This window comes from Pseudomonas quasicaspiana (genome assembly GCF_021147825.1).
Classification (GTDB): domain Bacteria; phylum Pseudomonadota; class Gammaproteobacteria; order Pseudomonadales; family Pseudomonadaceae; genus Aquipseudomonas; species Aquipseudomonas quasicaspiana.
Genome location: NZ_JAGTPI010000012.1, coordinates 39,395 through 65,909 on the forward strand (window position 1 = coordinate 39,395; position 26,515 = coordinate 65,909).

Annotated in this window: 22 protein-coding genes and 1 riboswitch; of the genes, 15 read left to right on the forward strand and 7 right to left on the reverse strand. The window is 57.2% G+C overall.

Annotation, left to right across the window (positions count from 1 at the left end):
• Positions 1-49 precede the first annotated feature (49 nt).
• From KDX30_RS10225 to KDX30_RS10235, 3 genes are read left to right on the forward strand one after another with little or no spacing between them, the layout of a single operon-like run.
• Positions 50-1,804 (forward strand): carbamoyltransferase family protein, encoded by a 1,755-nt coding sequence (locus tag KDX30_RS10225; RefSeq protein ID WP_122808401.1) that lies wholly within the window; start codon positions 50-52, stop codon positions 1,802-1,804.
• Complete coding sequence (locus KDX30_RS10230) at positions 1,797-2,702, forward strand: glycosyltransferase family 2 protein (RefSeq protein WP_231675678.1); 906 nt, start codon at positions 1,797-1,799, stop codon at positions 2,700-2,702. The genes KDX30_RS10225 and KDX30_RS10230 overlap by 8 nt, the downstream gene beginning before the upstream one ends.
• A 32-nt stretch (positions 2,703-2,734) precedes the next feature.
• On the forward strand, positions 2,735-4,000 hold the full coding sequence (locus KDX30_RS10235; protein ID WP_231675679.1) for a glycosyltransferase family protein: 1,266 nt from the start codon (positions 2,735-2,737) through the stop codon (positions 3,998-4,000).
• A gap of 32 nt (positions 4,001-4,032) precedes the next feature.
• Here the strand turns inward: KDX30_RS10235 and KDX30_RS10240 are convergent, their stop codons facing one another.
• On the reverse strand, positions 4,033-4,662 hold the full coding sequence (locus tag KDX30_RS10240; RefSeq protein ID WP_231671046.1) for a BUD32 family EKC/KEOPS complex subunit: 630 nt from the start codon (positions 4,660-4,662) through the stop codon (positions 4,033-4,035).
• Between the two features lie 343 nt (positions 4,663-5,005).
• Between KDX30_RS10240 and KDX30_RS10245 the strand changes: the two genes are divergently transcribed.
• The 6 genes from KDX30_RS10245 (at position 5,006) to hldE (ending at position 13,096) form a co-directional block, all read left to right on the forward strand.
• A complete protein-coding gene (locus KDX30_RS10245) occupies positions 5,006-6,061 on the forward strand; it encodes a capsular polysaccharide export protein, LipB/KpsS family (RefSeq protein ID WP_231675680.1) in 1,056 nt (351 codons plus the stop codon).
• A gap of 5 nt (positions 6,062-6,066) precedes the next feature.
• A complete protein-coding gene (locus tag KDX30_RS10250; protein ID WP_231675681.1) occupies positions 6,067-7,248 on the forward strand; it encodes an O-antigen ligase family protein in 1,182 nt (393 codons plus the stop codon).
• Between the two features lie 58 nt (positions 7,249-7,306).
• Positions 7,307-9,094, forward strand: coding sequence for a lipid A export permease/ATP-binding protein MsbA (msbA, locus tag KDX30_RS10255; protein ID WP_231675682.1), 1,788 nt, complete (start codon positions 7,307-7,309; stop codon positions 9,092-9,094).
• Positions 9,094-9,990 carry a GNAT family N-acetyltransferase gene (locus KDX30_RS10260; protein WP_231675699.1) on the forward strand — a complete coding sequence of 299 codons (897 nt, stop codon included), beginning with the start codon at positions 9,094-9,096 and terminating at the stop codon, positions 9,988-9,990. Before msbA ends, KDX30_RS10260 begins: the two co-directional genes overlap by 1 nt.
• 186 nt (positions 9,991-10,176) lie before the next feature.
• A complete protein-coding gene (locus KDX30_RS10265) occupies positions 10,177-11,604 on the forward strand; it encodes a PIG-L deacetylase family protein (RefSeq protein WP_231675683.1) in 1,428 nt (475 codons plus the stop codon).
• Positions 11,605-11,674: 70 nt separating this feature from the next.
• A complete protein-coding gene (hldE, locus tag KDX30_RS10270; RefSeq protein ID WP_099267740.1) occupies positions 11,675-13,096 on the forward strand; it encodes a bifunctional D-glycero-beta-D-manno-heptose-7-phosphate kinase/D-glycero-beta-D-manno-heptose 1-phosphate adenylyltransferase HldE in 1,422 nt (473 codons plus the stop codon).
• Between the two features lie 169 nt (positions 13,097-13,265).
• Here the strand turns inward: hldE and KDX30_RS10275 are convergent, their stop codons facing one another.
• From KDX30_RS10275 to KDX30_RS10290, 4 genes are read right to left on the reverse strand one after another with little or no spacing between them, the layout of a single operon-like run.
• Positions 13,266-14,222 (reverse strand): metal ABC transporter ATPase, encoded by a 957-nt coding sequence (locus KDX30_RS10275; RefSeq protein ID WP_122707358.1) that lies wholly within the window; start codon positions 14,220-14,222, stop codon positions 13,266-13,268.
• 36 nt (positions 14,223-14,258) lie between these two features.
• Positions 14,259-15,074, reverse strand: a complete 816-nt coding sequence (locus tag KDX30_RS10280; protein ID WP_099267742.1) for an aldo/keto reductase — start codon at positions 15,072-15,074, stop codon at positions 14,259-14,261.
• Entirely contained in the window at positions 15,071-16,246 is a 1,176-nt protein-coding gene (locus tag KDX30_RS10285) for an NAD(P)/FAD-dependent oxidoreductase (RefSeq protein WP_231671050.1), read from the reverse strand. The genes KDX30_RS10280 and KDX30_RS10285 overlap by 4 nt, the downstream gene beginning before the upstream one ends.
• A 49-nt stretch (positions 16,247-16,295) precedes the next feature.
• Positions 16,296-16,628 (reverse strand): DMT family transporter, encoded by a 333-nt coding sequence (locus KDX30_RS10290; protein ID WP_231675684.1) that lies wholly within the window; start codon positions 16,626-16,628, stop codon positions 16,296-16,298.
• 95 nt (positions 16,629-16,723) lie between these two features.
• On the opposite strand from KDX30_RS10290, the gene KDX30_RS10295 reads away from it, so the two are divergent.
• Positions 16,724-17,608 carry a LysR family transcriptional regulator gene (locus KDX30_RS10295; RefSeq protein WP_231675685.1) on the forward strand — a complete coding sequence of 295 codons (885 nt, stop codon included), beginning with the start codon at positions 16,724-16,726 and terminating at the stop codon, positions 17,606-17,608.
• Positions 17,609-17,622: 14 nt separating this feature from the next.
• The gene (waaA, locus tag KDX30_RS10300) at positions 17,623-18,897 is read left to right on the forward strand and encodes a lipid IV(A) 3-deoxy-D-manno-octulosonic acid transferase (RefSeq protein WP_231675686.1); all 1,275 of its coding nucleotides are present in this window, start codon (positions 17,623-17,625) and stop codon (positions 18,895-18,897) included.
• Positions 18,898-19,254: 357 nt separating this feature from the next.
• On the opposite strand, the gene KDX30_RS10305 is transcribed toward waaA, so the two are convergent.
• The gene (locus KDX30_RS10305) at positions 19,255-20,694 is read right to left on the reverse strand and encodes a TolC family outer membrane protein (RefSeq protein ID WP_231675687.1); all 1,440 of its coding nucleotides are present in this window, start codon (positions 20,692-20,694) and stop codon (positions 19,255-19,257) included.
• A 156-nt stretch (positions 20,695-20,850) separates the two neighbouring features.
• A riboswitch (TPP riboswitch) is annotated at positions 20,851-20,955 on the forward strand.
• A 168-nt stretch (positions 20,956-21,123) separates the two neighbouring features.
• Between KDX30_RS10305 and thiC the strand changes: the two genes are divergently transcribed.
• On the forward strand, positions 21,124-23,013 hold the full coding sequence (thiC, locus tag KDX30_RS10310; protein ID WP_122808414.1) for a phosphomethylpyrimidine synthase ThiC: 1,890 nt from the start codon (positions 21,124-21,126) through the stop codon (positions 23,011-23,013).
• A 163-nt stretch (positions 23,014-23,176) separates the two neighbouring features.
• On the forward strand, positions 23,177-24,445 hold the full coding sequence (cytX, locus tag KDX30_RS10315; protein ID WP_231675688.1) for a putative hydroxymethylpyrimidine transporter CytX: 1,269 nt from the start codon (positions 23,177-23,179) through the stop codon (positions 24,443-24,445).
• Positions 24,446-24,450: 5 nt separating this feature from the next.
• On the opposite strand, the gene KDX30_RS10320 is transcribed toward cytX, so the two are convergent.
• Positions 24,451-25,197, reverse strand: a complete 747-nt coding sequence (locus KDX30_RS10320; RefSeq protein WP_122808416.1) for an RsiV family protein — start codon at positions 25,195-25,197, stop codon at positions 24,451-24,453.
• A 210-nt stretch (positions 25,198-25,407) separates the two neighbouring features.
• Here KDX30_RS10320 and KDX30_RS10325 point away from each other — a divergent pair, with 210 nt between their 5' ends.
• Both KDX30_RS10325 and KDX30_RS10330 read left to right on the forward strand, forming a co-directional pair.
• Entirely contained in the window at positions 25,408-26,025 is a 618-nt protein-coding gene (locus tag KDX30_RS10325; protein WP_099267750.1) for an NUDIX domain-containing protein, read from the forward strand.
• Positions 26,016-26,468 carry a DUF1249 domain-containing protein gene (locus KDX30_RS10330; RefSeq protein ID WP_099267751.1) on the forward strand — a complete coding sequence of 151 codons (453 nt, stop codon included), beginning with the start codon at positions 26,016-26,018 and terminating at the stop codon, positions 26,466-26,468. Before KDX30_RS10325 ends, KDX30_RS10330 begins: the two co-directional genes overlap by 10 nt.
• The last annotated feature ends 47 nt before the right edge of the window (positions 26,469-26,515 follow it).

A 26,515-nucleotide genomic window follows, 5' to 3' on the forward strand; every position in this document is an offset into this window, starting at 1 on the left:
TTTCTCAGGCGCATGCCGCCTGCATGCAGACTAAAGAGGCTAGACCCCAGTGGCATTGACGATTCTTGGCCTGTCCGGCGCCCTTAGCCATGATCCTTCCGCGGCGCTGTACATCGACGGCAAGCTGGTGGCAGCGGCTGAAGAAGAGCGCTTCGTTCGCGACAAACATGCAAAGAACCGCATGCCCTACGAGTCGGCGAAGTTCTGCCTTGAGCAGGCGGGCATCAAGCCATCGGATGTCGATGTGGTGGCGATACCGTTCGCGCCGATCAGCTTGTTCGGCAAAGCTCGCTGGCACTACGCCAAGCGTTACTGGTATGCCCCGGACCGTGCGCTTGATGCACTGCTGATGGGCAACCGTCGCTACAAGCGCTATCGCAACAAGATCGTCTGGTGTCTTGAACAACTGGGCTTCGATCCGAAGAAGATCAAGATCGAGCCGGTTGAGCACCACCTGGCTCACGCCTCCAGCGCCTACCATTGCTCCGGTTTCAAAGAGAAAACCGCGATCCTCGGTATTGACGGCAAGGGTGAGTACGCCACCACGTTCTTTGGCTATGGCGAGAACGGCAAGATCCACAAGATCAAGGAATTCTTCGATCCCGATTCCTTGGGCGGCCTGTATGGCGCGATCACTGAATTCCTCGGCTTCGAGATGCTCGACGGCGAATTCAAGGTGATGGGCATGGCGCCTTATGGCGATGCCAGCAAATATGATTTCTCGCGTCTGGCGACTTTCGAAAATGGCGAACTGGTGATCAACACCGAGCTGGCCAACGTCATTGGCCTGCGCCGCTATAAAGAGAAGGGCAAGGGTTTCTACTTCTCGCCTAAGCTGATCGAGTGGCTGGGGCCGAAGCGCGAAGGCGACATTGCTGACGAGCCTTACATCCACTACGCCGCGAGCATGCAAGCGCTGTTCGAGAAGCTGGCGTTGCAGATGATGGATCACTATCTGGGTGACATCCTCAAGGAAACCGGCAAGATCGCGTTTGCAGGCGGCTGTGCGCTGAACGTCAAGCTGAACCAGAAAATCATTGCCCGCCCGGAAGTCAAAGAGCTGTTCGTGCAGCCAGCTTCGGGTGATGCGGGCACTGCGGTGGGTGCGGCGGCTTATGTTTCCCACGCCCGTGGTGTGCCGGTCGAGAAGATGGAACACGTCTACCTCGGTCCGTCTTACACCAACGAAGATGTGATCGCGGCCTGCGCTCGCCACCCGAGCAAGCCGGTCTGGCGTCAGATCGAAAACACTCCAGAGCGCATCGCGCAGATCATGGTCGCGGGCAACCCAGTGGCCTGGTTCCAGGGGCGTATGGAGTTTGGCCCGCGCGCATTGGGTGGGCGTTCGATCATCGGCTGCCCGAGCGTTGCTGGCGTTGCCGATCGCATCAACCATCAGATCAAGTTCCGTGAGCGCTGGAGGCCTTTCTGCCCGTCGATGCTCGACACCGTTGCGCCACAGATGATCAAGATCGATCACCCGGCGCCGTTCATGACCTTCACTTTTGAAGTGGCTGAAGAGTGGAAGACCCGCGTGCCGGAAGTCGTCCACGAAGACGGGACTTCACGTGCCCAGGTCCTGAAGCGCGAATACAACCCGCGTTACTACGACATGATGAAGGCGCTGGAAAACCTTACCGGTAATGGCGTGTCGCTGAACACCTCGCTTAACCGTCGCGGTGAACCGATGATTTGCTCGCCTACTGATGCCTTGAACATGTTCTTCGGCTCGGATCTTGAATACCTGATCATGGAAGACATTCTGGTCGTCAAAGAGGGCGTGGAGACATACGAAAATGCCTGAGCCGTTGGTCAGCGTCGTTATCCCGGCCTATAACTACGCCAAGACGCTGCCGCGTGCAGTCAATTCAGTGCTGGCTCAGCTCGATGAAAATACCGCCGAGTTGTTGGTGATTGACGATGGTTCGACCGATACCACGCCTCAGGTGCTTGAGCAGTTACTCGCCGAAAACCCCGGGCGCTTCAGGATGTTGCGCAAGCCCAACGGCGGGCTGTCGTCCGTTCGCAATCGAGGTATTGAGGAGGCGGGGGGTCAATTCCTTATCTTCCTTGATGCCGATGATGAGATGGCTCCAGATGCCCTGAATACAGTGGTTGAGCACATCGCAGAGCATCCTGAAAGCCGTTTGATTATTGGTGGCCACTGGTCGGCGTTCGATGATGGCCGTCGTTCTGTGCATGTGCCCAAGCCGCTGCCCGCTACTGCTGAGCAGCGCGTGCGCGGTTATTTGCTGGACAAGACGATATCGCTCTCCAACGGTGCCTGCGTAATGCATCGTGATGTGTTTGCGCCTGGACTGTACCCTGAGAACCTGCGCAATGCCGAAGACATCCCTGTGTTCACTCAGGTGCTCGCACGGTTTACTTGCAGCGTCATAGATAAGCCCTTGGCGATCATTCACAAGCATGCCGACAGCATGCGGCATGATCTGAAGCAAAGCCTTGCCTCAGGCTTGAAAGTAGTCGACGAGGCATTTTCTCCGCAGCGCATGCCTGCGCAGTTGCAGAGCTTGCGCCAGGCTTTTCTTGCCCAGCGTTGCTTGTCACTGTTTCGTGATTGCTACAGTGCAGGAGACTATGAAAACGCCAAGGTTTTCTATGCCAAAGCCATACGTGCTGACTGGCGTTCGCTGACACGTTGGTCCTATACCCGCAAAGCCATTCGATTGTTGCTCAAGTGAGTGGGGGGCCGTTTACTCCATCGCGGTCTGCCATGGACGTGGTCCAGGCAGAGGGCAGTTGGGCCCTGAGAGCCCGGGAACTCGATCGGTATCGCTGGAAATTGATGCGCGAGCGCCATGGGCGTTTCGGAAGCTTTTTGCGTATAGCCCGTGATGTGCTAGTGGACGTGATACAGGGAATCCGTGCCAGCGCATGTCTGAGTGCCTCGGTGGATGCCGAGCCGTGCGAAGTGCTCTTGCTGCATTCCGCGCCAAAGTCCATGGCATTGCAACGCAAGAATATTCTGATCGGCGCTGTACGGGCGCGTGGTTTGAATTTGAACGAAGCCGCCTTGCTATCCCCTCCTCAGGCCTGCGCGCGACGGCAGTTGTTGCGCCCGCCTCAGCCCGTCCCGCTGCGCTATCTGGCTTATGCGGCTCACGCCCAGTGGCTGGTTGCGAAATACACGCCGCAATTGCTGATTAACGAAAGAAACGGAAGTTTCCATGCGCCTTTCCTGCGCCTCGCGCTAGCAGCACGCGGGGCTCGCCTGTTGCATTTAGCCCATGCTGCAACGCTTGAGTCCTCACGTCGACTGGGGATGAATGACTATGATTATTACGGCGTATTTGGTCATAGTTCACTGGTCGCGTTACAGCAGCGTGGTTTGCGATTCGGTGAGTCAACCGTAGTGCTGCTTGGCTCCTACCTGGCCGACCAGACTTATGATTTGCCGGAGGCGGATCCGGCTGTCAAAACCCTGCTGGTCTTGGGGGTTGGTCCGGATCGGGAGAAAGAAGCTGGCTATGTGCGTACTTACGAGCTGCTTCGCGACTGGGCTGAGCTTCATCCGGAGTACCGCCTGTTGTTCAAACGTCATCCTCGAAGTCGCGCGCAATTCTGGAATGACGCTGCTGCGCGTCTGTCCAGCGTTGAACTGCTTGATTCGCAGTGCTCTCTGGCTGATGCACTCGCCCGTGCAAGTGTAGTTGTCAACATCATGTCGAATGCCGGCATAGAGGCCGGACTGGCGGGGCGCCCCGTGATCCATGTCAACGCCGGGACGGATGTGGATATCTTTTCACACTCGTTGTTTTTCGGTGCTCAGGTCCGGGACAGTGACACTTTTTCACGTCAGTTGCAGGCTGTCGAAGATGACTATCAGGCGCATGTGCTTCATGCCCGTAAATTTGCTGACTACCACTTGGTTCACGGTTCTCAGGGGTTGGCAAAAACCGTCCAGTTGATTGCTGACCTGCTAAATGGCAGGGATCCCGCGCTCGATTTTGAGACGGTTTCACTCCCTGCCGCTGGCTGACAGTAGACCTGACTCCTGCGATGACGTGAATATCAGCGTTGAAGTATCAAGGCCAGGTCTTTTTCACTACACACTTGCTGGTGGCATCGATAGTGATCAATAAACTCCTCGTTTTGTAGTAGCCACTCGCGGTCACTCTTATAACGCAGCATATGCTTGAAGTTTCGCAGGCGCAGGCCTTTGCTTAAAGGCTCGCGCTGGGCGCGCATGTCGGCGATATCAATGAGCCCCAACGTGTTTTCCGGCGTCAGTACGATGTTGCCCATGTGGGCTGAACGGAAATAGATACCCTGGTTGTGCAGGTGCGCGACGAATTCGCCCAACTTTGCGCGGAGCCCTTCGGGATTCTCATTGATCAGTTGGCGCACCGTCCGGCCTGGCAAAGGGTCGTAATGGACAGCGTCACGCTCGATCTCCGGGATGCGATAAACGCTGCGGACAGTCGGGCACTGGATTTCCCGTGCTTGTAGCGCGTCGCAATTGTCTGCAAAGCGCTGAGCGTAGGGGGACCATAATGCGGAGGTCAGCAGACGTTTTCGGCGGAACAGTTTCAGCATTGTCCCATCCGCCAGGCAAAGGACCTTATCACCTTCACGGTCGGCTTCAAGAACAACGGCGCCTTCGCGCATTTTGAGATAAACGATGTGTTCAAGCTTTTGCATCAAGGCTCCAGGGCTGGCCTGATGGGATGTGCGGTGGGGCATGTTACCGTACTGAGAGCGCAGCAAAAAATCGCTGTGCTACAATCGCGCCACTTTTTCAGTTGCATTTAGTCGTGTTACGACGGGCTTTTCCTGTCGCCCGATCCGTGAAAACACAACTTATCTTGTCCCTTATTACAGGCGTATGGCTTTTGTCGCTTTACGCTTGATTCAACTGCAAGGCTGACGCTGTGACTGCAGTTGAATGTAGGCAGCACGGCAGACAGGCACCTCTTTTCGGACTTTTCAGATGGCAACGCTGTTCATTTCTATGGCCAGACATCAAGGCCTTTACTTCAACCGATTGCTTGATGAAACCGAATTACAAGGCAAAGTTGTCACTGCCGAGCAAATGCCCTGGCCGCGCACCTTGCGCTTCTCCCGAGTGTTTTCACGAATTGACTGGCAAGGCCTGATTGAGGAGAAGTGTGAGGAGCGGCGGATCAAGAACAAGAACGATGGCGCTTTGTACCGTCTGTTGTTGAGGCTTGAGCTGGGCTGGATGGCGCTTCGGGCCCAGGCGCTGCTTGATCGAGAGCGTCCTGATGCGCTTGTGGTCTGGAATGGTTCTCATCGGTACTGCAAATTGCTGATGGCGCTGGTGCCCGCACGATGCAAGACGTTTTTTCTCGAAAATGGTTTGTTGCCCGACACTACAACGGTAGATGCCAAAGGGGTGAACTACCTCAACTCTGTTCCCCGCAACGCCGATTTCTATCTCGACTATCCCTATGCTGTGGCTGATTTTCAGCCTGCCTCTGTATTGATTCCGCGAAAGCCGCGCACCGATGGCGTTCCTCCAATCGAGCTGCCGGAACAATTTATATTTATTCCTTTTCAGGATGATCGAGACTCTCAGGTCCGATTGTTTTCCCCCTGGATCAGCAACATGTCGGAGATGTTCGCTTTGGGGGAGCGTCTGGCGGAGGAAACCGGGATGACGGTGGTGTTTAAAGAGCATCCGTCCAGCCGCGAAACTTACCCGCACTTGCATGAGCGGACTTCTGATCGCCTTGTGTTTGCCAATGGAAACCCCACACAACAGTTAATTGAATCCAGTCAGTTCGTGATAACGGTGAATTCAACTGTCGGCCTGGAAAGCTTGCTTCTGGGCAAGCCGGTGATGACGCTCGGTCAGGCATTCTTCAATATCGATGGGCTGGTGGTGCATGCTGATAATGCCAGCCAGGCCGTTGCGTGGGTTCGAGCATTTCCGGACTGGCCATTGAGTGAGCGCCTGCGACACAACTTCCTTCACTACCTTTCCGAGCACTATTGCATCAAAGGTAACTGGAAGAACGCTGATAAAGCTCACTTGCTTCAGGTTGCCCGTCGCATAACGGGTGAGTCCGGATGCTAGGAGGGATGACGAAACTGGTTGAAAAAGCATCTCTTGCAGGCTGGGCATCGATTGGTTTTTTCATCTTGCTATGCGGTCCTTGGGTCTTGCCCGACAACAAGCTTTATCACCAACTGATTATCTTTTCACTATGGCTTCCGGCTTTACTGGGCGTGTTCCGGCAATCTATTCGACGACTGATCAAACTGCCCGAAGTCTTTTTTTTCGTGGTTTTTTCGATCTGGACACTGTGCGTGTTAGGCCTCGAAGGCGCTGACGAACCCGGTAAAGGCAAGATTGTGCTTTACGTGACCCTGACGCTTCTTGGAGTTTTATTGGCGGCACAGCACGCTAAATGGCGACTCGAATCACTGTTGTTCTGCTCATCTGTCGTCGGGGGGATTTTTGCTGCAGTCTCCGTGATCTGTTTTTACAGCGGGCCCCAGGCTTCGGGGGGGCGGATGATCGCTTTGGGTCTTTGGGACACGGTCATCATGGCTGCGCACGCTGTCGGTGCTTTGGCCATTCTCGGCATCTTCATGTTGCAAACCAGACGTTTTAGCTGGCCAGCGCTTTCGTTGCTGATGATTCCAGCAGCAGGTTATTTGATGTTTCTGGGCCTCAGTCAGACCCGGGGTGTATGGATCGCTTTGGTGGCAATGATGATCGTGATGGTCATCGCCCGGCCTTCAAGGCTCGGCGTTGGCTTGATCGTATTTATGGCGATAAGTGTTGCAGGGGGTGCTTTTTTAGGCCCAGGGCTCTTGCTGCAACGAGGCGTTTCTTATCGTCCATATCTGTGGTCTGGAGGGATCCAACTCATTGAGCAGCATTGGGCTATGGGGCTGGGGTTTCACGAGTATCTGATCACTGTTCCTGTCGCCGGCAGCTTCAAGCACCCGCACAATCTTTTCCTGGATACCGGTGTACGCCTTGGTCTACCCGGTCTGCTGATATTTTGCTGTCTCTGGCTGACAGTGGGTTGGCGCGGCTGGGTTTCGCGAGCGGAGCCACTTGGGCAAGCGTTGTTGGCACTTTGGGTTTTTTCCAGCGTGTCGCTGATGACAGATGGTATCGGTCTTTGGCTCAAGCCTAATGCGGACTGGTTGATCACCTGGCTGCCAGTGTGTCTGAGCATCGTGCTGGCATACCGTTCGACCTCAGTTGAGGCCCTTGAGCCTGCAAAACCAGCTCGACCCATCTTGTAATGGGTTCACTGATACAATCACGTCCCTGTATTTTTTTCATAAGCACGAGGCGCGCCGAATGGCTAATCCCGACCAGCAATCGAGCATGAAGATATACCTTCGATTGCTGAAATATGTGCTCCCGTATTGGGGTGCTTTCGCTATCAGTATTGTTGGGTTTGTGCTTTTTGCCTCCAGCCAGCCGATGCTTGCAGATATGCTCAAGCATTTTCTCGACGCGTTGCAAAAGCCTGACGACACTAAGTTTCTTGGCGTTTCGTTGGTGCTTGGTGTGCCCCTTTTGATCGTGCTTATCGCAGTCTATCAAGGCATTGGTTCGTTTCTGGGCAACTACTATCTGGCCAAGGTTGCTCGTGGCGTCGTCCACGACTTGCGGTGTGCATTGTTCGACAACCTGCTGACGCTGCCTAATCGGTATTTCGACAACAATAATTCTGGCCATCTGATCTCGCGCATTACCTACAACGTGACAATGGTCACCGGTGCCGCAACGGATGCGATCAAGGTGGTCATCCGTGAAGGCCTTACGGTTGTTTTTCTGTTCGGCTATCTGCTTTACAGCAACTGGAAGATGACGCTGGTTTTGCTTGCGATATTGCCCTTCATCGCCATCCTGGTGAGCAGCGCAAGCAAGAAGTTTCGTAAGCAGAGCAAGAAGATTCAAGTGGCAATGGGGGACGTCACTCACGTGGCATCGGAGACCATTCAAGGCTATCGCGTGGTTCGCAGTTTCGGTGGTGAGACGTATGAAACCGAAAGGTTTCACAAAGCCAGTGAAGACAACATGAACCGAAGCATGGGCATGACACGCACTCAGTCCATCTATACGCCGGTCTTGCAATTGGTGATCTACATCGGCATGGCGGTGTTGATGTATCTGGTTCTTTATATGCGCGGCGATGCCTCTGCTGGCGAATTGATTGCTTACATCACTGCGGCGGGCCTTCTTCCCAAGCCTATCCGGCAGCTGTCTGAAGTCAGTGCAACCATTCAAAAGGGCCTGGCGGGTGCTGAAAGCATTTTTGAGCAGCTCGATGAGTTGCCGGAAGTTGATACGGGTACTCAGGCAGTGGAGCGTGTAAGTGGCCGCCTGGAAGTTCGCAACCTGAGCTTCCAATACCCCGACACCGACCGGCTGGTGCTCGACGATGTTTCGTTCACCGCAGAAGAGGGGCAGATGGTCGCTCTGGTTGGACGTTCGGGAAGTGGCAAGTCGACGCTGGCTAATCTGATACCTCGTTTCTACCACCACGGCAGCGGGCAGATTCTGCTTGATGGCCTTGACGTCGAAGAATACAAACTGACCAACCTGCGTCGACACATTGCGCTGGTCAATCAGCAGGTGACCCTGTTTAACGATACGGTCACTAACAACATTGCCTATGGTGACCTTGCCGGTGCGCCGCATGAGGATGTGAAGCATGCTGCGCAGGCCGCTTATGCCGATGAATTCATCGTGCAGATGCCCCAGGGATACGACACCATGATCGGCGAAAACGGCGTGTTGCTTTCCGGTGGACAACGTCAGCGACTGGCAATTGCCCGGGCGCTGCTCAAGAATGCGCCGTTGTTGGTCCTCGATGAGGCAACTTCTGCACTGGATACTGAGTCTGAGCGCCATATTCAAGCTGCTCTGGATGAAGTCGTCAAAGGTCGCACGACGTTGGTGATTGCTCATCGTTTGTCGACCATCGAGAAGGCCGACCTCATTCTGGTCATGGACAAGGGACGGATTGTCGAGCGCGGTAACCATCAGCAACTGTTGGCGCTCAATGGCTACTACGCCCGGCTACACGAAAAAGATTTCAAGGAAGAAAACGTTGGCGTCACAGGAGGCGCCGTTTGATTCTCAGTTATCTTCGCAACTGGCGTGAGCGTGGCTGGACTCCTATAGATGCTGATGAGTACGCCATTGTCTGGGCACGTTATGGCGGAAGCGTTGCGACGCATCCGCAGGTGGTAGAGCGGTTGTCGAGGCTGGTCGGCATCCCTGTGCGCTACCTCGGCGTGCGGCGCAATGGCGAGCTGATTGCAGGTCTTCCCACCTGGGGGCGCCACATTGCATTGTCGCGGGACGTCACCAAGCGCCAAGGCCTGCGGGGCATGTTTGATCTTGGCAACTCCGAGGTCATCCTTCCCGTGGCCGATGATTGCAATGTGCATGTTCGACACCGCATGCGTTATGTATCCCAGCTCAACGTCGATAAGGTCGCGGACCTTCGCGTCCAGTCCGAAGGCTTGGCGTTGGCTCGTCGACCCGAGGAGTACAGCAAGAAATTTCGCTATAACCAGCGCCGTGAGCAGCGTTTGCTGGAGGAAGCCGGTGGGCAGATCCGGGCCATCAGCGAATTGAGCGCCGCGGAGCAGGCCGCTATTTATGCCGATCTGTTTCACAAGCGCTGGAACTTCGATGTGCCGGGCAAAGAGCATCTGGTCGAGGTTTTTACTCTGCTGCGAGAGTTCATGACCGGTTCTGTTGTGTACCTGGCGGATCGTCCGGTCGCTATCCAGATTCTGTATCGTGTCGAAGCACCTGAATGGATCAGTCTGGAGTACGTGAACGGTGGGGTTGATCCACAAGCCAATGAACTCAGCCCTGGCAGCGTATTGAGTTATGTGAACACGCAGTCTGAGTGGGAATATGCCGAATCATTAGGTAAGCCACTGCGTTACTCGTTTGGTCGGGCTGACCGCGAATACAAAAGCCGCTGGTGTAACACTCACCCGGTTTATCAGATTTAACAGGTAGGAGTCGCCCCGCTGTCCAAGGCATTCGCTTAGCCAACATTGGACTGCAGGAGCGCACGAGCACCGCGAGGCCGCGATAGCGGTGTATCAGACAGGACGCCATCGCTGCCTCGCGGTGCTCGTGAGCTACCGAAATACATTTGAATTCACTGAGTTGTATTTTTTTTGATGAGGGCGGGCATGGTCGGTCGTAAGGACGAGTTGCTGAAGCGCCATAGGCGGCGCAAGCGTTATCTAACGCTTGTAGCGGTCGCAGCGCTGGTACTGCTGGCTGTTTTCGTCGCATGGTGGTTGCTGCCGTTACTTGTGCTGGCTGGCTGGCTGGTGCATGAAGCCTGGTTTTCGGATCATTTGTTTTATGATCCTGCCAGCGACTATCTTTACGAGTTTCCCTCCGACGTGCGCAGGCTTGATGTTGAGATCCAGCAGGGGAGACTGCAGCTGGCGACGGCAGGTCCGCTGGGATCAACCGACACTGTATTGCTGGAGCTTCACCTTAAATCCACTTGGTTGGGGCGCTGGCTCGATCCTTATGTAAAGGTCGGCAATGATCGTCAGGACTTCGAGCGCGGTACAGCGGGAAAGCGCTATCTGAATCTTTCCGGCCAGGCTGGAGTTCTGGCTAACGAAGGGCTTTACATGGCGCTGCGACGCTGCCGAGCCGTTGGCTCGTTAACCCTTTATGTCATGAGTAACCCGGACTACAGCGCGCAGTCCCTGTTGGTACTGGCACCGCATGCCGACGATGCAGAGCTGGCAGCATTCGGGCTGTATAGCCGAACTCCTGAGGCAGCAATCCTCACTCTGACCCAAGGTGAAATCGAGGCGGATAGCTATCGTCGCTTCGGCCTTGATGCCTCCCAGGCCGCGGTGTTGAAAGGGCGCCTGCGTACCTGGGATAGTCTCGCGGTTCCCTTGTGGGGTGGCGTCGCGCAAAGTCGGTGCGTCCAGTTAGGCTACTACTGCCTGAGGCTGGCCGATATGCAAGAGCAACCATCGGTGCCGTTTGGGTCTCGCGAGTCTGGTGAAAGCGACATTCGTGCATGGCGACAGGCGAGCACATTCTCACTGCCGTCTGAAGCTGACGGGCTCCCGACCTGGAACAATCTGGTGGCGGATATCGTGCGTGTGCTCGAGTACTTCAAACCCAGTGTCATTGTCACGCCGCATCTCCAGCTAGATCCTCATCGTGACCATATCGCCGCGACACAGGCGCTGCTGCAAGCTATTGAGGTAAGTGCATGGCGCCCCAGTACCTTGCTCCTTTACGCTAATCACCTGCACGACAATGATCGCTGGCCCATGGGCCCTGCCGGTTATGGCGTCGCTTTACCACCGGCCATCGCGCGGATGAAACCGTTGCGAGCGTGCAGCATTCTTCTGGATGACAGTCAGCGCCTCGACAAAGCGATGGCCTTGGCTATGCAGCATGATCTTCAGGATCCGCTGCCGCCCAAGAAGCGTGTGCGTCGATGGATCCAGCAGCTACTTGCAGGTCGGCGTTGGCCGAACACCGGGGAAAATGAGTTTTTCCGCAAGGCAGTGCGGCGCCATGAATTGTTCTGGGTCCTGGACGTGGAGCCTCGCTCGTCTGCAAACAAGGTATAACCGGCGCGCTGGCGTCGCGCCAAATCGGCTATGTTATGATCCGCATCGTTTTTTTGTCTTCGGAGTCTCCATGAAGTTATCCATGCCAAGGTTTGATCAGGCACCAGTCCTTGTAGTGGGCGATGTCATGCTCGACCGCTATTGGCATGGCGGTACCTCAAGGATTTCGCCAGAGGCGCCCGTGCCTGTGGTCAAGGTTGAGCAAATCGAGGACCGTCCAGGCGGAGCCGCGAACGTCGCGTTGAACATTGCCGCGCTGGGAGCTCCAGCTTCGCTGGTCGGTGTGACCGGTGAAGACGAAGCTGCTGAAAGCCTTTCCAACAGCTTGAAGGCTGCGGGTGTTCTCGCACGCTTCCAGCGCATTTCCCATCAGCCGACCATAGTCAAACTGCGGGTCATGAGTCGCCATCAGCAGCTGCTGCGGATCGATTTCGAAGAGCCGTTTGCCACCGATGCCGAAGCGTTGAGTGCTGAAGTAGAAGGCTTGCTCGACGGCATCAAAGTGCTGGTCCTGTCCGATTACGGTAAAGGCGCGCTCAAGAACCATCAGGCGCTGATCAAGGTGGCCCGTGACCGTAATATTCCGGTGCTGGCTGATCCCAAGGGCAAGGACTTCGCGATTTATCGTGGCGCGAGTCTGATTACGCCGAACCTCAGCGAATTTGAAGCTATTGTCGGCCATTGTCTGGATGAGGCCGAACTGGTCGCAAAGGGCGCGCAGTTGATGAGCGAGCTGGACTTGGGCGCGCTGCTGGTTACCCGTGGCGAACACGGCATGACCTTGTTGCGGCCCGATCATCCTGCTCTGCATTTACCGGCTCGTGCCCGTGAAGTATTTGATGTGACCGGTGCTGGCGATACCGTTATTTCAACGCTGGCGGCCGCGATTGCTGCGGGCGAAGACTTGCCCCACGCCGTGGCGCTGGCGAATCTGGCTGCTGGCATTGTGGTTGGCAAGCTAGGGACCGCGGCCATCAGCGCGCCCGAGCTGCGTCGTGCGATTCAGCGCGAGGAAGGCTCCGAGCGCGGTGTACTGGGCCTTGAGCAACTGCTGTTGGCCATCGACGACGCCCGGGCACACAACGAGAAGATCGTTTTCACCAATGGTTGCTTCGATATCCTGCATGCCGGTCATGTGACGTATCTGGAACAAGCGCGCGCTCAAGGTGATCGCCTGATTGTCGCGGTCAACGATGACGCGTCGGTGAGTCGTCTGAAGGGGCCGGGTCGTCCGATCAACAGTGTCGACCGGCGTATGGCAGTGCTTGCCGGACTTGGCGCAGTGGATTGGGTGATCAGCTTTTCTGAAGGTACTCCGGAAAACCTGCTCGCCCACGTCAAGCCTGATGTGCTGGTCAAAGGCGGCGATTACGGCATCGATCAGGTCGTCGGCGCTGACATCGTCCAGGCTTATGGCGGTGAAGTTCGGGTTCTGGGGCTGGTTGAGAACAGCTCGACCACTGCGATTGTCGAGAAAATCCGCGGGCAGTGAAGTGATCCGCTCTTGAGTTGTGAACGCTTACTGTGGGAGCCGGGCTTGCCCGCGATACATGAGACGCAGCCAGAAGACATAACGCGTTATCGTTTATCGTCGGAATGCCGCCCAGACCAGGCCCGGCTCCCACATTCAGACCGTATTCCAATGCCACATAGGTTGCGCTTCAGCTTTTAAACGTCACCAGCTTCAACAACTGCCGTGCCTTGCCCGTCAGGCGTTTGAGTCCGGTCTTCTTCGGAGGCGGCGTCATCCCTTGCTGGCGTAGCCAGTCCTTCCAGCGAATCCGCTCGTCACGTACTACCCAGCCTTCCTGCGCAGCAAAACTTTCAGCTAGATAAAGACCGCGGGTTCCGGCCGGTGTCAGCTTGTCGCGCTTCAACGTGTAAAGCTCTGGCAGCGGCACGCCATTTTCCAGTGGCATCAGATACAGATCAGGCTTGCTTCGATTGAGGCGAGCGACCAGTTGGTCTTTTTCTAGGCACTCGTCCACATGGAAAAGGCTCAGGGGCCGCGCTTCCTTGGGGACTTCCAGACGCATGTCATAAATGAGCTGCAGCGATGCGGTGGGCAAGTGTACGTAAGCTCTAGGCCGCTCGATCAGCGTCATGCTCCCGCAACGCACTGGCCGTGCGGCACCGGATAGCGGGCTGAGACGAAACGGCATGGCTTCGCGGTAATGCAGCGCTGCTGCATAGGGTGCAGGTAGCCAGATGTCGTTGAAGCGCCCGCTCAGCCAGCCTTGGGGCGTTTCAATCAGACACTCTTCGGCCACTTCCTGAATGGCGGTGTGCAGCGGCAGATTCAGCTCATGAGCCGGGACGTAACCCGAGATCAGCTTCAACACCACATCGCCACGATCCTGGCGGCGCTGGCGAACCAGCACCCAGTAATCGCGGTTTTGCCAGTTCAATGTCAGGCGCACCGAAACCCCGAGATTGGCCAGCTCCGTGGAGAACCGCTCAGTGTCGACGACTTCTATTTTGCGGCGTCGCTGCAAGGTCTGGGTGAAATTGAGCGGCATCCCGATACTTTGGTAACTCAGGCCTTCGGGGGTGGCTTCGACAAATAACGGCAGGGTTTTGAAGTTGCTTGGATTCTTCCGAATCAAAGTTCGCGGCATATCGGCTCCTTCTTGCGTTGGGGTCGGCCGCCTACATCAGGCTGGACGGCGAATCACGGCAGCGGCTGTCGCTACGTTATGGACCAGATGCATCGGGTTTATGGTCCCGACAATAGCACTGGCAACACCCGGATGGGCAAACAGCAATTCGAAACTGGCTTGCACCGCATCAACGCCAGGTCTCAGGCAGACATGACCACTCGCGAGCGCTTTTTTGACCAGAATGGCCTTGCCGTGGGCAGCAGCGTAGTCGAGCACTGGCTTTTCGCCCTGCTCGGAGAGGTTGTAAGTGACCATCGCGCAGTCGCCGTCGCGCAATGCCAGCAGGCCCCCTTCGACGGTTTTGCCGGAAAAGCCGAAGCCGCGAATCTTGCCTTCGCGCTTGAGGTCAGCCAGGGTTTGGTAGACCTCCGTGTCGTTAAGAATCGCCAGGTCGTTGCCGTCGGAATGCACGAGTACCAGATCGATAAAATCGGTTTCCAGACGTTTCAGGCTGCGCTCTATTGAGGTCCGAGTGTGCCCGGCGCTGAAGTCGTGGCTCGATTCACCGCTTTCGAACTCCTCACCGACCTTGCTGACAATTACCCAGTCCTGCCGCTGACCACGCAACAACGGGCCGAGGCGTTCTTCACTGGTGCCGTAGGCGGGGGCGGTGTCGATCAGGTTGATGCCCATGTCCCGGGCCATCTTGAGCAGCATTTGCGCTTGTTGATCGTCAGGGATGGTGAAACCATTGGGGTATTTGACGCCTTGATCACGGCCCAGTTTGACCGTGCCAAGACCCAGCGGCGATACGCTGATACCGGTGCTGCCCAGCGGGCGATGCAGTTCGTGAAGGGTCTTTACGCTCATGGCAGCAGTTGATCCCAGACAGGTATGGCCAACGGTGGTTTGGGCAGATCGCTTAGCGATGGCTGCGGCGTCGGGTGGATTTCGTCGAGGGACAGTGCTGCCATCACTCGGTCAGAAAAGTCCGGGGCCAGGGCTAGCTTTGTCGGCCAGCCCACCATCAGGCGATTCTGCACACTGAGAAATGCGTTATCAGGACGGACCAGTCCGGATTGCGCCGGTTCTGCTCGATCAACCCGCAACGTCGCCCACTCGACTTCACTGAGATCAATCCAGGGCAGCAAAGTGCCCAGTTCTTTTTTCACCGCAGCGATTTGCTGTGCAGGATCACGGGCCACGCCATCGGCCTCGGCCACATCACCCCCCACGTACCATACCCATTGACCGTTGGCGGCTGGATGAGTCGTCACAGTCAACCGCGGCTTTGGTCCGCCGCCCAGACAGTGAGCGTAAAGGGGCTTCAGGCTCGCGCCCTTGGCGAACACCATGTGCAAGGGGCGACGTTGCATGGCGGGTTGCGCCACGCCAAGCTTTTTCAGCAGATCAGCGTTGCCTGCACCGGCGCATAGCACTACGCGCTGAGCGAAAATATCCCGCCCGTCGACGCGCATGCCCACCAACTCCTGACCTTCAAGCAACGGTTCCAGCTCCTGACCGGCCAGCAGGCTGCCGTCGGCCAGTTCAGCCAGTCGCTCGATCAGGCTTGGCACATCAATGACCAGTTCAGCCAGGCGATAAACCTTGCCCTTGAATTTCGGGTTTTGCAGGGCGGGCGGAAGATCCGTGCCTTTGACTTGATCGACACGGCCGCGCACGGCCTTGCTGGCAAAGAAGCTGGTGAGGTTGCCCGCCAGGGTGCCGGGCGACCAGAGGTAATGGGCCTGGGAGAGTACACGTACGCCGCTGAGGTCTAGCTCGCCGGTACCGGCCAACGCTTCACGCCAGCGGCGCGGCATGTCAGCGATTGCTTCCGATGCACCTGACAGCGCGCCATGCAGGGCGTATTTGGCACCGCCGTGGATGATCCCCTGGGATTTGAGGCTTTGCCCCCCGCCGAGGCTGGCGTTTTCGATCAGGACAGTCGAGTACCCCTGGCCGCGCAGTCGGGCATTGAGCCAGAGGCCAGCAACGCCGGCACCGACGATCAGGACGTCAGTGGAAATTACGGAAGGCATGAACACCTCTGTGGCCGAAAGAATGCGGCCATTATAGAGGAACGCGTTTTCAATGCCCGGCGGTTTTCGAAAACAACTGAATCACGACGACGCCCAGAACGATCATGCCCATGCCAAGCATGGCGGGAATGTCGAGTTTCTGCCCGTAGATGAAGTACGCAGCGACACTGACCATGACAATCCCCATGCCCGCCCAGACGGCATAGGCGACTCCCACCGGAATCGTGCGGACCACCAGAATCAGCATCCAGAAGGCGATGGCGTAGCCGCAGATCACCAGCAGTAACGGGATTGGCGTGCTCAAGCCTTTGACGGCTTTCATGGAAATGGTGCCGATGACTTCAGCGCATATGGCGATGGCCAGCAGGTAGTAGGCAGACATAACGGTAACTCCTCTTCATATGTCGGACATTCTTCGCCACCGGTGAGATGGGGTAAAGTCATTACCTATCGGTATTAGAGATAGGTCGCCAAACCATGCAGTGGAATCTTGAGCAAATGCGCCTGTTCGTCAGTGTGGCTGAGCAGCGTTCGTTTTCTGCGGTAGCGCGGGATATGCGCAGAGCGCAGTCGGCCGTCAGTAGTGCAATCGCCATGCTGGAGTCTGACTTGGGTGTGAGCCTGTTCGAGCGCAGCAGTGGTCGTCAGCCCCGTTTGACCGAGGCGGGTGCCGCATTACTTGAAGAGGCCCGTGAGTTGCTGCGCCAATGCGAGCGTATCGACGGGCGTGCGCTGGCACTGATGCGCGGCCAAGAGGCGCAGTTGCGCGTTGCCCATGACGAAGCCATGCCTTATCAGCCCGTGCTCGACAGCCTGGAGGCGCTCTCTGAGCGCTTTCCGACCCTTGAAGTTCAGCTGGCCAGCGGCGCGCAGGGCGACGTCGCACGCAAATTGCTGGAGCGGCGGGCTGATCTGGGGTTGCTGTTTCATCACGAGCAGATGCCCACCGAGTTGGAGCGCAGAGGGCTGGGCGGGGTGGAAATGGTTACCGTGTGTGCGGTGGATCATCCACTGGCTCGGGAGGGGCGCGTCACTCGGCAACAACTGGCGCGGCATCGACAGTTGCTGATTGCTCCGCAACAAAGTGGTTATCCCGGTGGTGAGCAGTTGAGCCCGCAGGTCTGGCGGGCCGACAGCTTTTATGTGATGGCCGAGCTGTTGATGCGCGGCCTGGGTTGGGCCTTGCTGCCCCGACACGTGGTGCAGTATCCAACCTATCAGCATCAGATGATCGAACTGCTCAGCGAGTGGACGCCGCCACCCTTGGTGGTGGAAATGGTCTGGCGACGTGACGAGCCCCTGGGCCCGGCTGCGCAGTGGCTGTCAGAAAGTTTTGCCCGGCATTTGCGGGCCATTGGCTGATAAACTCCGCGCCCATGAATAGAACCTTATATACCTTGCTGTTTCATATCTGCCTGCCATTGGTGGCCGTTCGACTGTGGCTGCGAGCACGCAAGGCACCGGCCTATCGCCAGCGAATCGGTGAGCGTTTCGCTCTGGGCTTGCCGGCCATGCAGCCGGGCGGCATCTGGGTGCATGCGGTGTCGGTGGGCGAAAGCATTGCTGCTGCGCCGATGATTCGTGCGCTGCTCGCCGCTTATCCACAGCTGCCGATCACGATCACCTGCATGACGCCCACCGGTTCGGAGCGGATCAAGGCCATGTTTGCCAACGAGCCGCGCATTCAGCATTGCTACCTGCCTTATGACTTGCCATGGGCAGCGGGTCGCTTTCTTGATCATGTGCGACCAGTGCTTGGAGTGATCATGGAGACCGAGCTATGGCCTAACCATATTCATCAGTGTGCCAAGCGCGGCATCCCGGTTGCTTTGGCCAATGCGCGGCTGTCCGAGCGCTCGGCGCGGGGTTATGCACGGTTTGCCAAATTGACCCGGCCGATGCTGGAAGAAATGAGCTGGTTCGCGGTGCAGACCGAGACTGAAGCGCAGCGTTTTCGGGATTTGGGTGCACGTCCTGAATGCGTGGCCGTCACCGGTTCGATCAAGTTTGACCTGACGATTGATCCGCAATTGCTGACCCAAGCCGCGCAGTTACGCGAACAATGGCAGGCGACTGAGCGCCCTGTCTGGATCGCGGCCAGCACCCATGCGGGTGAGGATGAAATTGTTCTGGCGGCTCATCGGCAATTGCTGAGCAGCCATCCCGATGCACTGCTGGTTTTGGTGCCGCGCCATCCGGAGCGTTTTAACAGCGTGCATGATCTTGTAGTGCAGCAAGGTTTTGCTACGGTGCGTCGCTCATCCGGTCAGCCAGTGACAGCGCAGACTTCGGTGCTGGTAGGCGACACCATGGGCGAACTTCTGTTTCTCTATGCCTTGGCCGACATTGCTTTTGTGGGTGGCAGTCTGGTGCCCAATGGTGGTCACAACCTGCTGGAGCCTGCCGCGTTGGCCAAGCCTGTTTTGAGCGGCCCGCACCTGTTCAATTTCCTCGAGATCGCCGCCATGTTGTGCAATGCCGAGGCGTTGATCGAATGCCGCGATGCGGCGAGTCTTTCGGCCGCTGTACAGCAACTGTTCGACCAGCCGCAAAAGGCGCGCGATATGGCACAAGCAGGGTTGGCGGTGATGAAGGCCAATCAAGGCGCGTTACAGCGATTGCTGTATGGGCTTGGAAGGTTGGTTAAATGAAGTTTTGTCTGTGATGCATTTTTCCGTGGGACCGGCTTTAGCTGGGAAGGCGGTATTTCTGACGACCCGTTATCAGTGACTGTTCCTGCCTCTTCCCGGCTAAAGCCGGTCCCACGGCATCGCGATGGATTTGAGGCTGGCGCAAACTCTGTGGGAGCGAATTTATTCGCGAATTCGGTATTTCAATTGATACAAAGGCTGCGGATGTACTGGCCCCTTCGCGAATAAATTCGCTCCCACAGGGATTTGAGCTAGCAGGCATAGAATCTCTCACAGAGACCGCGCTTTCCCGGCCGGTCCTGCAGGATCGCGCCTGCAGGCAGACACAGATCCTCCGCAGGGTTTGCAAGAAGCGTTTTAACGCTGCGGCGGTCTTTCGAAATTTTTCTTCGCGGCCGCGGCAAGATCCGGCGGCAGGAAGTCTTTGTCCGGGTTGTAGTCGGCTTTCAGGTAGCGTGACAAATCCTGCAAGTCGCCAGGATTCAACGTTCCCGCCGCCTGCTTCAAGCGCAGGTTGTCGAGGATGTAGTCATAGCGGGTGTTGTTGTAATCGCGCACCGAGGCGTACAACTGGCGCTGGGCATCCAGAACGTCGACGATGTTGCGAGTTCCCACCTGATAGCCGATTTCCGTGGCTTCCAATGCGCTCTGGTTAGAGATGATTGACTGCTTGCGAGCCTGAACCTGCTCCACATCGGTATTCACGGCGCGGTGCAGGTTGCGGGTGTTCTCCACCACCTGACGACGCAAGCCTTCGCGACGTTGCTCACTCTGGCTCAGTCTTGAATACGCTTCTCGCACTTGCGAGCTGGTAAGGCCACCGCTGTAGATCGGGATATTCAGCTGTACACCAATGCTGCGCTGCTCCACGTCGCCACCGTAATTCTGCCCCGTGTAGTTCGGATTGCTGAAGCCCAGCGCATCGTTATCGCCGCGCTTGTATTGAGCCACCGCATCAAGGGTCGGGGCGTGCCCGGCCTTGCGCTGACGCAAGGTTTCTTCTGCGGCGTTCACTGCGTAATTGCTGGCCAGCAGGTTGAGGTTCTGCTGCGCGGCCGTATCAACCCAGGCTTTCGCGTCGTTGGGCATTGGCGCCAGAATCGGCAACGTGTGGACGATCCCTTCAATGGAGTTGTACTCACGATTGGTCAACGTGACCAAGGCCTGAAAAGCATCATCCACCTGACGCTTGGCAACGATCCGGCTGGCCCGGGCAGTGTCGTAACTGGCCTGAGCCTGCAACACGTCGGTCTTGTCGGAAAGCCCAACGTCGAAGCGCTCATTGGCTTGATCCAGCTGACGTTTGAAGGCTGCTTCTTCTGCTTTGGTCGAGGCCAGGTTGTCCTGGGCGCGCAGCACGGTGAAGTAACTTTGCGCGCTCTGCAGAATCAGGTTCTGCTCTGTGGCCGAGAGTTCGAGCGCTGCCTGTTCATCGACTGCTTCGGCAGCCTGCAACTGGAACCAGCGGTCTGCACGGAAAATCGGTTGGCTCAGTGTCGCCTGATACACCGTGCCGCTGCGGGTGGCAACGGCGTTGGGTTGGTCGATGCTGGTACGGGTATTGTTGACGTCGGCACCGGCAGACAGGTTCGGCAGCAAGCCGGCGCGGGCCTGCGGTACAACTTCCTTGCGAGCGGCATAATCGGCGCGTGCTGCTGCAAGATCGGCGTTGTTGTCGACAGCTTCCTGGTAAACACTGACCAGCCCGGTTTTGGTCGGCAGGGGCAAGTCGGCTGCCCAGGCAATCGAACTGCAGGCACATGACACGGCAATGGCCAATGAAATTTTGTGCAGCATGGGGCGTTCCCTGTTCATGATTATGGTGCCAGTCCGATTCGAAGAAGCTGGCTTGCGAGTGTAGAGGCTGGGGGCCGTGGCAACAATCAGGCAGGCCATTTATCCAGCGTTTGAAAACGCGCTTGGCGTTCCGGGCTCGTCGCGACTAGACTGGCGACGTTCTTGTCGGGGTGCCTTGCTTTGAGGCTGAGATCGGTTAAACCGGATCCCGTTGAACCTGATCAGGTTAGCGCCTGCGTAGGGAACAAGATTTCTCGTCTCCCGGCGAGTCCTCTTGAGTGTCGTCCGGGGTCGATGGTTCATTTCTGAAAGCCTTGAAATGAATCAACACTCTCCGCTCGATACTCAGCACCAGTCTTGGTGCGTCTTTCCGTCTTCAGGTTCGCTCCGACAATTAATCCGCCGCTGGATGATGTCTGGAGAGCCGTGATGAGTACAAATCCAAAAAATGCCGCCAACCTGAGTGAGTCCGCACAAGTCGACTCTGGATCGGTGCAGCCGTTTACCCGCTCGCAAAAAATCTATGTTCAGGGCTCTCGCCCTGACATCCGCGTGCCCATGCGCGAAATCCATCTTGATGTCACACCGACCGATTTTGGCGGCGAGATCAATGCGCCGGTCACCGTCTACGACACGTCGGGTCCTTACACTGACCCGAACGTCGTTATTGATGTGCGCAAAGGCCTGGCCGATGTACGTTCGCCGTGGATCGACTCGCGCAACGACACCGAGCGTCTCGACGGCCTGACGTCGAACTTCGGCCAGCAGCGACTGGCCGATGCCGAGCTGACCCGTCTGCGTTTCGCCCACGTACGCAACCCTCGTCGAGCCAAGGCCGGGGCCAACGTGAGCCAGATGCATTACGCGCGTCAGGGCATCATCACGGCGGAGATGGAATACGTCGCCATCCGCGAAAATATGAAGCTGCAAGAAGCCCGTGCTGCCGGTCTGCTCACTCAGCAACACGCCGGGCATAGCTTCGGCGCGAACATCCCCAAAGAAATCACCGCTGAGTTCGTGCGCGAAGAAATCGCTCGCGGTCGCGCAATCATCCCGGCCAACATCAACCACACCGAGCTGGAGCCGATGATCATTGGCCGCAACTTCCTGGTGAAGATCAACGGCAACATCGGCAACAGCGCGCTGGGTTCTTCCATCGAAGAGGAAGTCGCAAAACTGACCTGGGGTATTCGCTGGGGCTCGGACACGGTCATGGACTTGTCCACGGGCAAACACATTCACGAAACCCGTGAGTGGATCATCCGTAACTCGCCAGTGCCGATCGGTACGGTGCCGATCTATCAGGCGCTGGAAAAAGTTGGCGGCGCCGCCGAAGACCTGACGTGGGAGCTGTTCCGTGACACGCTGATCGAGCAGGCGGAGCAGGGCGTCGATTACTTCACGATTCACGCCGGTGTATTGCTGCGCTACGTGCCACTGACGGCCAAACGCGTCACCGGTATCGTCAGCCGTGGCGGTTCGATCATGGCCAAGTGGTGCCTGGCGCACCACAAAGAGAACTTCCTCTACACGCACTTTGAAGACATCTGCGAAATCATGAAAGCCTACGACGTCAGCTTCTCGCTGGGCGATGGCTTGCGTCCGGGATCAATTGCCGATGCCAACGACGCCGCGCAATTCGGTGAACTGGAAACTCTGGGTGAACTGACCAAAATCGCCTGGAAGCACGACGTGCAGACCATGATCGAAGGCCCGGGCCATGTGCCGATGCAGTTGATCAAAGAGAACATGGACAAGCAGCTTGAGTGCTGTGATGAAGCGCCGTTCTACACCCTCGGCCCGCTGACCACGGATATTGCGCCGGGTTACGACCACATCACCTCCGGGATCGGGGCAGCGATGATCGGCTGGTTCGGTTGTGCGATGCTTTGTTACGTCACGCCCAAAGAGCACTTGGGCCTGCCGAACAAGGATGACGTGAAGACCGGGATCATCACGTACAAGATCGCGGCGCATGCGGCGGACCTTGCCAAGGGCCATCCGGGCGCGCAGATCCGTGATAACGCACTGAGCAAGGCGCGTTTTGAATTCCGTTGGGAAGACCAGTTCAACCTTGGTCTGGACCCGGACACCGCACGTTCGTACCACGACGAAACCTTGCCAAAAGACTCCGCCAAGGTCGCGCATTTCTGCTCCATGTGCGGGCCGAAATTCTGCTCGATGAAAATCACTCAGGAAGTTCGCGAGTACGCGGCTAACCAGAAGATTGAAGCCATTGACCTGGACGTCGCCCAAGGGCTGGCGGAACAGGCCGAGCGCTTCAAGCAGGAAGGCAGCCAGCTTTACAAGAAGGTCTGATTTATTTCATTAGATAAACCTGCTGGAGCCAATCTCCTGTGGGAGCGAGGCTTGCCCGCGATAAGGTCCTACGCGATCTAAAGTAAACCGCGTCCAGCCTTATCGCGGGCAAGCCTCGCTCCCACAGGTCCGCGTTCCAGCTGATCATTTGCGAGCCCCCCCCATGACCACCCCCAGCACCTACTCACCCGATTCCCCTGTTCCCGCAGAAAAGCGCGTCTTCGGCGGGCGTGATCTGTTTTCTCTGTGGTTTTCCCTCGGCATTGGTCTGATGGTCCTGCAAACCGGCGCGCTGTTGGCGCCAGGGCTGGGCCTGTCGGGTTCGTTGATGGCGATCTTCCTTGGCACGCTGGTGGGCGTATTGCTGCTGGCCGCTGTCGGCGTGATCGGCAGCGACACCGGTTTGTCGTCCATGGCCGCGCTGAAAGTCAGCCTGGGTAGCAAAGGCGCCTCACTTCCCGCGCTGCTCAACCTGTTGCAGTTGATCGGTTGGGGTTCGTTCGAAATCATCGTCATGCGCGATGCCGCCAGCCTGCTGGGCACCCGCGCTTTTGGCGAAGGCAGCCCGTGGACCAGTCCGCTGCTCTGGACCTTGTTCTTCGGTGGGCTGGCGACATTGCTGGCGGTCAGTGGCCCGCTGACATTTGTCCGGCAGATCCTGCGTAAGTGGGGCATCTGGCTGTTGCTGGCGGCTTGCCTGTGGCTGACCTGGAATCTATTCGCCAAGGCTGATCTGGCTGCGCTTTGGGCTCAGACCGGTGACGGGTCGTTGCCCTTTGCCGTTGGCTTTGACATTGCGATCGCCATGCCGCTGTCGTGGCTGCCATTGATTGCCGATTACTCACGTTTCGGCAAGCGCGCAAAAAACGTCTTCGGCGGCACCGCGCTGGGGTTCTTCATCGGTAATTTCTGGCTGATGAGCCTTGGCGTTGCTTACACCCTGGCGTTTGCGCCGAGTGGTGAGGTCAATGCGTTGTTGCTGGCGCTGGCAGGGGCGGGGTTGGGGATTCCATTACTGTTGATCCTGCTCGACGAGTCGGAAAACGCTTTTGCCGATATTCACTCGGCGGCGGTCTCCAGCGGGATGCTTTCAGGGCTGAAAGTCGAGCATCTGGAGTTAGCGATTGGCGTCATCTGCACCCTGATCGCCTGTTTTGCACCGTTGGCGCAGTATCAGAACTTCCTGCTGCTCATCGGCTCGGTGTTCGCGCCGTTGTTTGGCGTGGTGCTGGTGGATCACTTTGTGCTGCGAGGACGCAAAAGCGGGGCGGCTAATGTCGGATTTCAATGGATGACGTTGCTGGCCTGGCTGGGCGGGGTCAGCACCTACCACTTGCTGGCCAATCTTTATCCCGATATCGGCGCAACACTGCCAGCGCTCATCGTCGCTGGCGTGCTGCAGTTGTTGCTGGGTAAAAAAGTTGCCGGGTAAGAACCTCAACCGCGACCGGGGAACAGCTCCGGTTTGAGGATGCCATTGAGCTGTGGATAAGGAATCTTCAGCTCGATGTGGCCCATGGAGTAAGGCGCGATGGTGTCCACCTGATACTTGAGGATGAACGCGCCGTACGTCAGGGCGATGTGCGGGGTGCGTTTGAACGGCCAGGTTTTCATGAACTCAGGGTCTTCGTTCATTTTGGTCGACAACAACCAGCCCTGATGCGCCAGTTCGGCCTTCTGCCAGAACTCGCCTTCCTTGCCCGGCACAATCATGTCTGCCAGGGTCAGCACTTTCTCTTGCGGGCGTGAGTAGTTGATGAACGCGCGACCTGGAGCGCCGTGTGCACCGCCGGTCTCCAGATAGCTGGACAGTTCGACGACTACGATACCGTCATGTTGCTCGCGTACCTTGGCTTGCAAATAGCTGGCGTTGCGGCCTTGGGAATCACGCAGGTATTGCTCTTGATACGCTTTGAGCGAGACCGGCAGCGGTCCGCTGGAATCCGTACGAGTCAGTTGCAGCAGGGTCTTCTGCACGATGGCGTCCAGCTTGGGCTCATCGGGGAAGTGCACGGTGTCGATATTCACCAGCGGGCAATCGGCGGCCGTACAGCCCGGCTTGATCAGCTCGGACGCATCGCGCTGCACTTGCAGGGGCGCACGGTAATTGGGTTGGAACAGGCTCTGACAAGCGCCCAGCATAAGTGCCAGGCAAGCCAGTGAAGCGATCCTCAATAACGACATGTTGATCCTTTGCGGTGGCAATGAAGACGGTTACGTTGTTCGAGTTCAGGCTGCTTGGACTGCAAACGGTGGCATCGGTTCGCCGCTGGGCGGATTAGAGTTCGTTTCGCCATCACCCGTCTACCCTGCATGTTCAAGAGGGGGCTGCATCTGGTTGGCGATGCGCGTTAGGATGGCGTCACGTCACGATTTACCCGAAGCGAGAAGCCCATGACCGACCCGACCCGATCGACCCCGACAGCGTTTGAAATCACCAAACGGGAAAACTGCTTTCAGGGCTTTTATAGACTGGACAAAGTGATCCTGCGTCACGAGCTGTTTGCCGGTGGCCTGGGCAAGGAGATCAGTCGCGAGCTGTTCGTGCGTCACGACGCGGTGTGTGTCCTGCCGTATGACGCCAAACGTGACGAAGTGGTCTTGATCGAGCAGTTTCGCGTTGGTGCGCTGAACAAGACTGCCAACCCTTGGCTGATTGAACTGGTCGCCGGTTTGATCGACAAAGATGAGCAGCCTGAAGAGGTTGCCCACCGTGAGGCAGAAGAGGAAGCTGATATCGTCTTCAGCGCTTTGTGGCCTATCACTAAATACTTTCCGTCGCCGGGTGGCAGCGATGAGTTCGTTCATCTGTACTTAGGGCGTTGTGAAAGCGAGGGTGCAGGGGGATTGCACGGACTGGAGTCTGAGGGCGAAGATATCCGCGTCACCGTCTGGTCGTTCGATGACGCACTGCAAGCCGTACGTGACGGTCGAATTATCAATGCTTCGACGATTATTGCGCTGCAATGGCTGGCGTTGAATCGTGCTGAAGTCAGGGGGTTATGGTCGTGAATCCATTGCGCGAGCGCTATCGTGTTGACCTCGCCGGCCTGCAAGCCGCCTGCGAGGCCAACTATGCGCGCTTGATGCGATTGTTGCCGGACATGCGCAACGAACAACGCTCACGTCGGGTGGCGGTAACCCAGGGCGATCAAATGCTCGGCGTGCTGGCGGTTGAAGTACTTCTCGATTGTCCTTACACCACGACCCTGCAAGTCCGCCAGGAACACAGCCTGCCGTGGCTGCCGGTGCCCAGCCTGGAAGTCCAGGTCTACCACGACGCGCGCATGGCCGAAGTCATCGGCGCTGAACATGCGCGGCGCTTTCGGGGGATCTATCCGTATCCCAATGCGGAGATGCATCAGCCGGATGAAAAAGCCCAGTTGAATCTGTTTTTGGGAGAGTGGCTAAGCCATTGCCTGGCATGCGGGCATGAATTTGAGGCGGTGCGGTAAGCGTTATATTCCGTCTTTCAGAGAAATACATTTCTTGTAGGAGCTGC

Bases quoted from the DNA above. Each gene is read 5' to 3' on its own strand.
- KDX30_RS10230 (WP_231675678.1), top strand. From the start codon at position 1,797: ATGCCTGAGCCGTTGGTCAGCGTCGTTATCCCGGCCTATAACTACGCC.
- KDX30_RS10235 (WP_231675679.1), top strand. From the start codon at position 2,735: ATGGACGTGGTCCAGGCAGAGGGCAGTTGGGCCCTGAGAGCCCGGGAA.
- KDX30_RS10240 (WP_231671046.1), bottom strand. From the start codon at position 4,662: ATGCAAAAGCTTGAACACATCGTTTATCTCAAAATGCGCGAAGGCGCC.
- KDX30_RS10250 (WP_231675681.1), top strand. From the start codon at position 6,067: ATGACGAAACTGGTTGAAAAAGCATCTCTTGCAGGCTGGGCATCGATT.
- msbA (WP_231675682.1), top strand. From the start codon at position 7,307: ATGGCTAATCCCGACCAGCAATCGAGCATGAAGATATACCTTCGATTG.
- KDX30_RS10265 (WP_231675683.1), top strand. From the start codon at position 10,177: ATGGTCGGTCGTAAGGACGAGTTGCTGAAGCGCCATAGGCGGCGCAAG.
- hldE (WP_099267740.1), top strand. From the start codon at position 11,675: ATGAAGTTATCCATGCCAAGGTTTGATCAGGCACCAGTCCTTGTAGTG.
- KDX30_RS10275 (WP_122707358.1), bottom strand. From the start codon at position 14,222: ATGCCGCGAACTTTGATTCGGAAGAATCCAAGCAACTTCAAAACCCTG.
- KDX30_RS10280 (WP_099267742.1), bottom strand. From the start codon at position 15,074: ATGAGCGTAAAGACCCTTCACGAACTGCATCGCCCGCTGGGCAGCACC.
- KDX30_RS10285 (WP_231671050.1), bottom strand. From the start codon at position 16,246: ATGCCTTCCGTAATTTCCACTGACGTCCTGATCGTCGGTGCCGGCGTT.
- KDX30_RS10290 (WP_231675684.1), bottom strand. From the start codon at position 16,628: ATGTCTGCCTACTACCTGCTGGCCATCGCCATATGCGCTGAAGTCATC.
- KDX30_RS10295 (WP_231675685.1), top strand. From the start codon at position 16,724: ATGCAGTGGAATCTTGAGCAAATGCGCCTGTTCGTCAGTGTGGCTGAG.
- waaA (WP_231675686.1), top strand. From the start codon at position 17,623: ATGAATAGAACCTTATATACCTTGCTGTTTCATATCTGCCTGCCATTG.
- KDX30_RS10305 (WP_231675687.1), bottom strand. From the start codon at position 20,694: ATGCTGCACAAAATTTCATTGGCCATTGCCGTGTCATGTGCCTGCAGT.
- thiC (WP_122808414.1), top strand. From the start codon at position 21,124: ATGAGTACAAATCCAAAAAATGCCGCCAACCTGAGTGAGTCCGCACAA.
- cytX (WP_231675688.1), top strand. From the start codon at position 23,177: ATGACCACCCCCAGCACCTACTCACCCGATTCCCCTGTTCCCGCAGAA.
- KDX30_RS10320 (WP_122808416.1), bottom strand. From the start codon at position 25,197: ATGTCGTTATTGAGGATCGCTTCACTGGCTTGCCTGGCACTTATGCTG.
- KDX30_RS10325 (WP_099267750.1), top strand. From the start codon at position 25,408: ATGACCGACCCGACCCGATCGACCCCGACAGCGTTTGAAATCACCAAA.
- KDX30_RS10330 (WP_099267751.1), top strand. From the start codon at position 26,016: ATGGTCGTGAATCCATTGCGCGAGCGCTATCGTGTTGACCTCGCCGGC.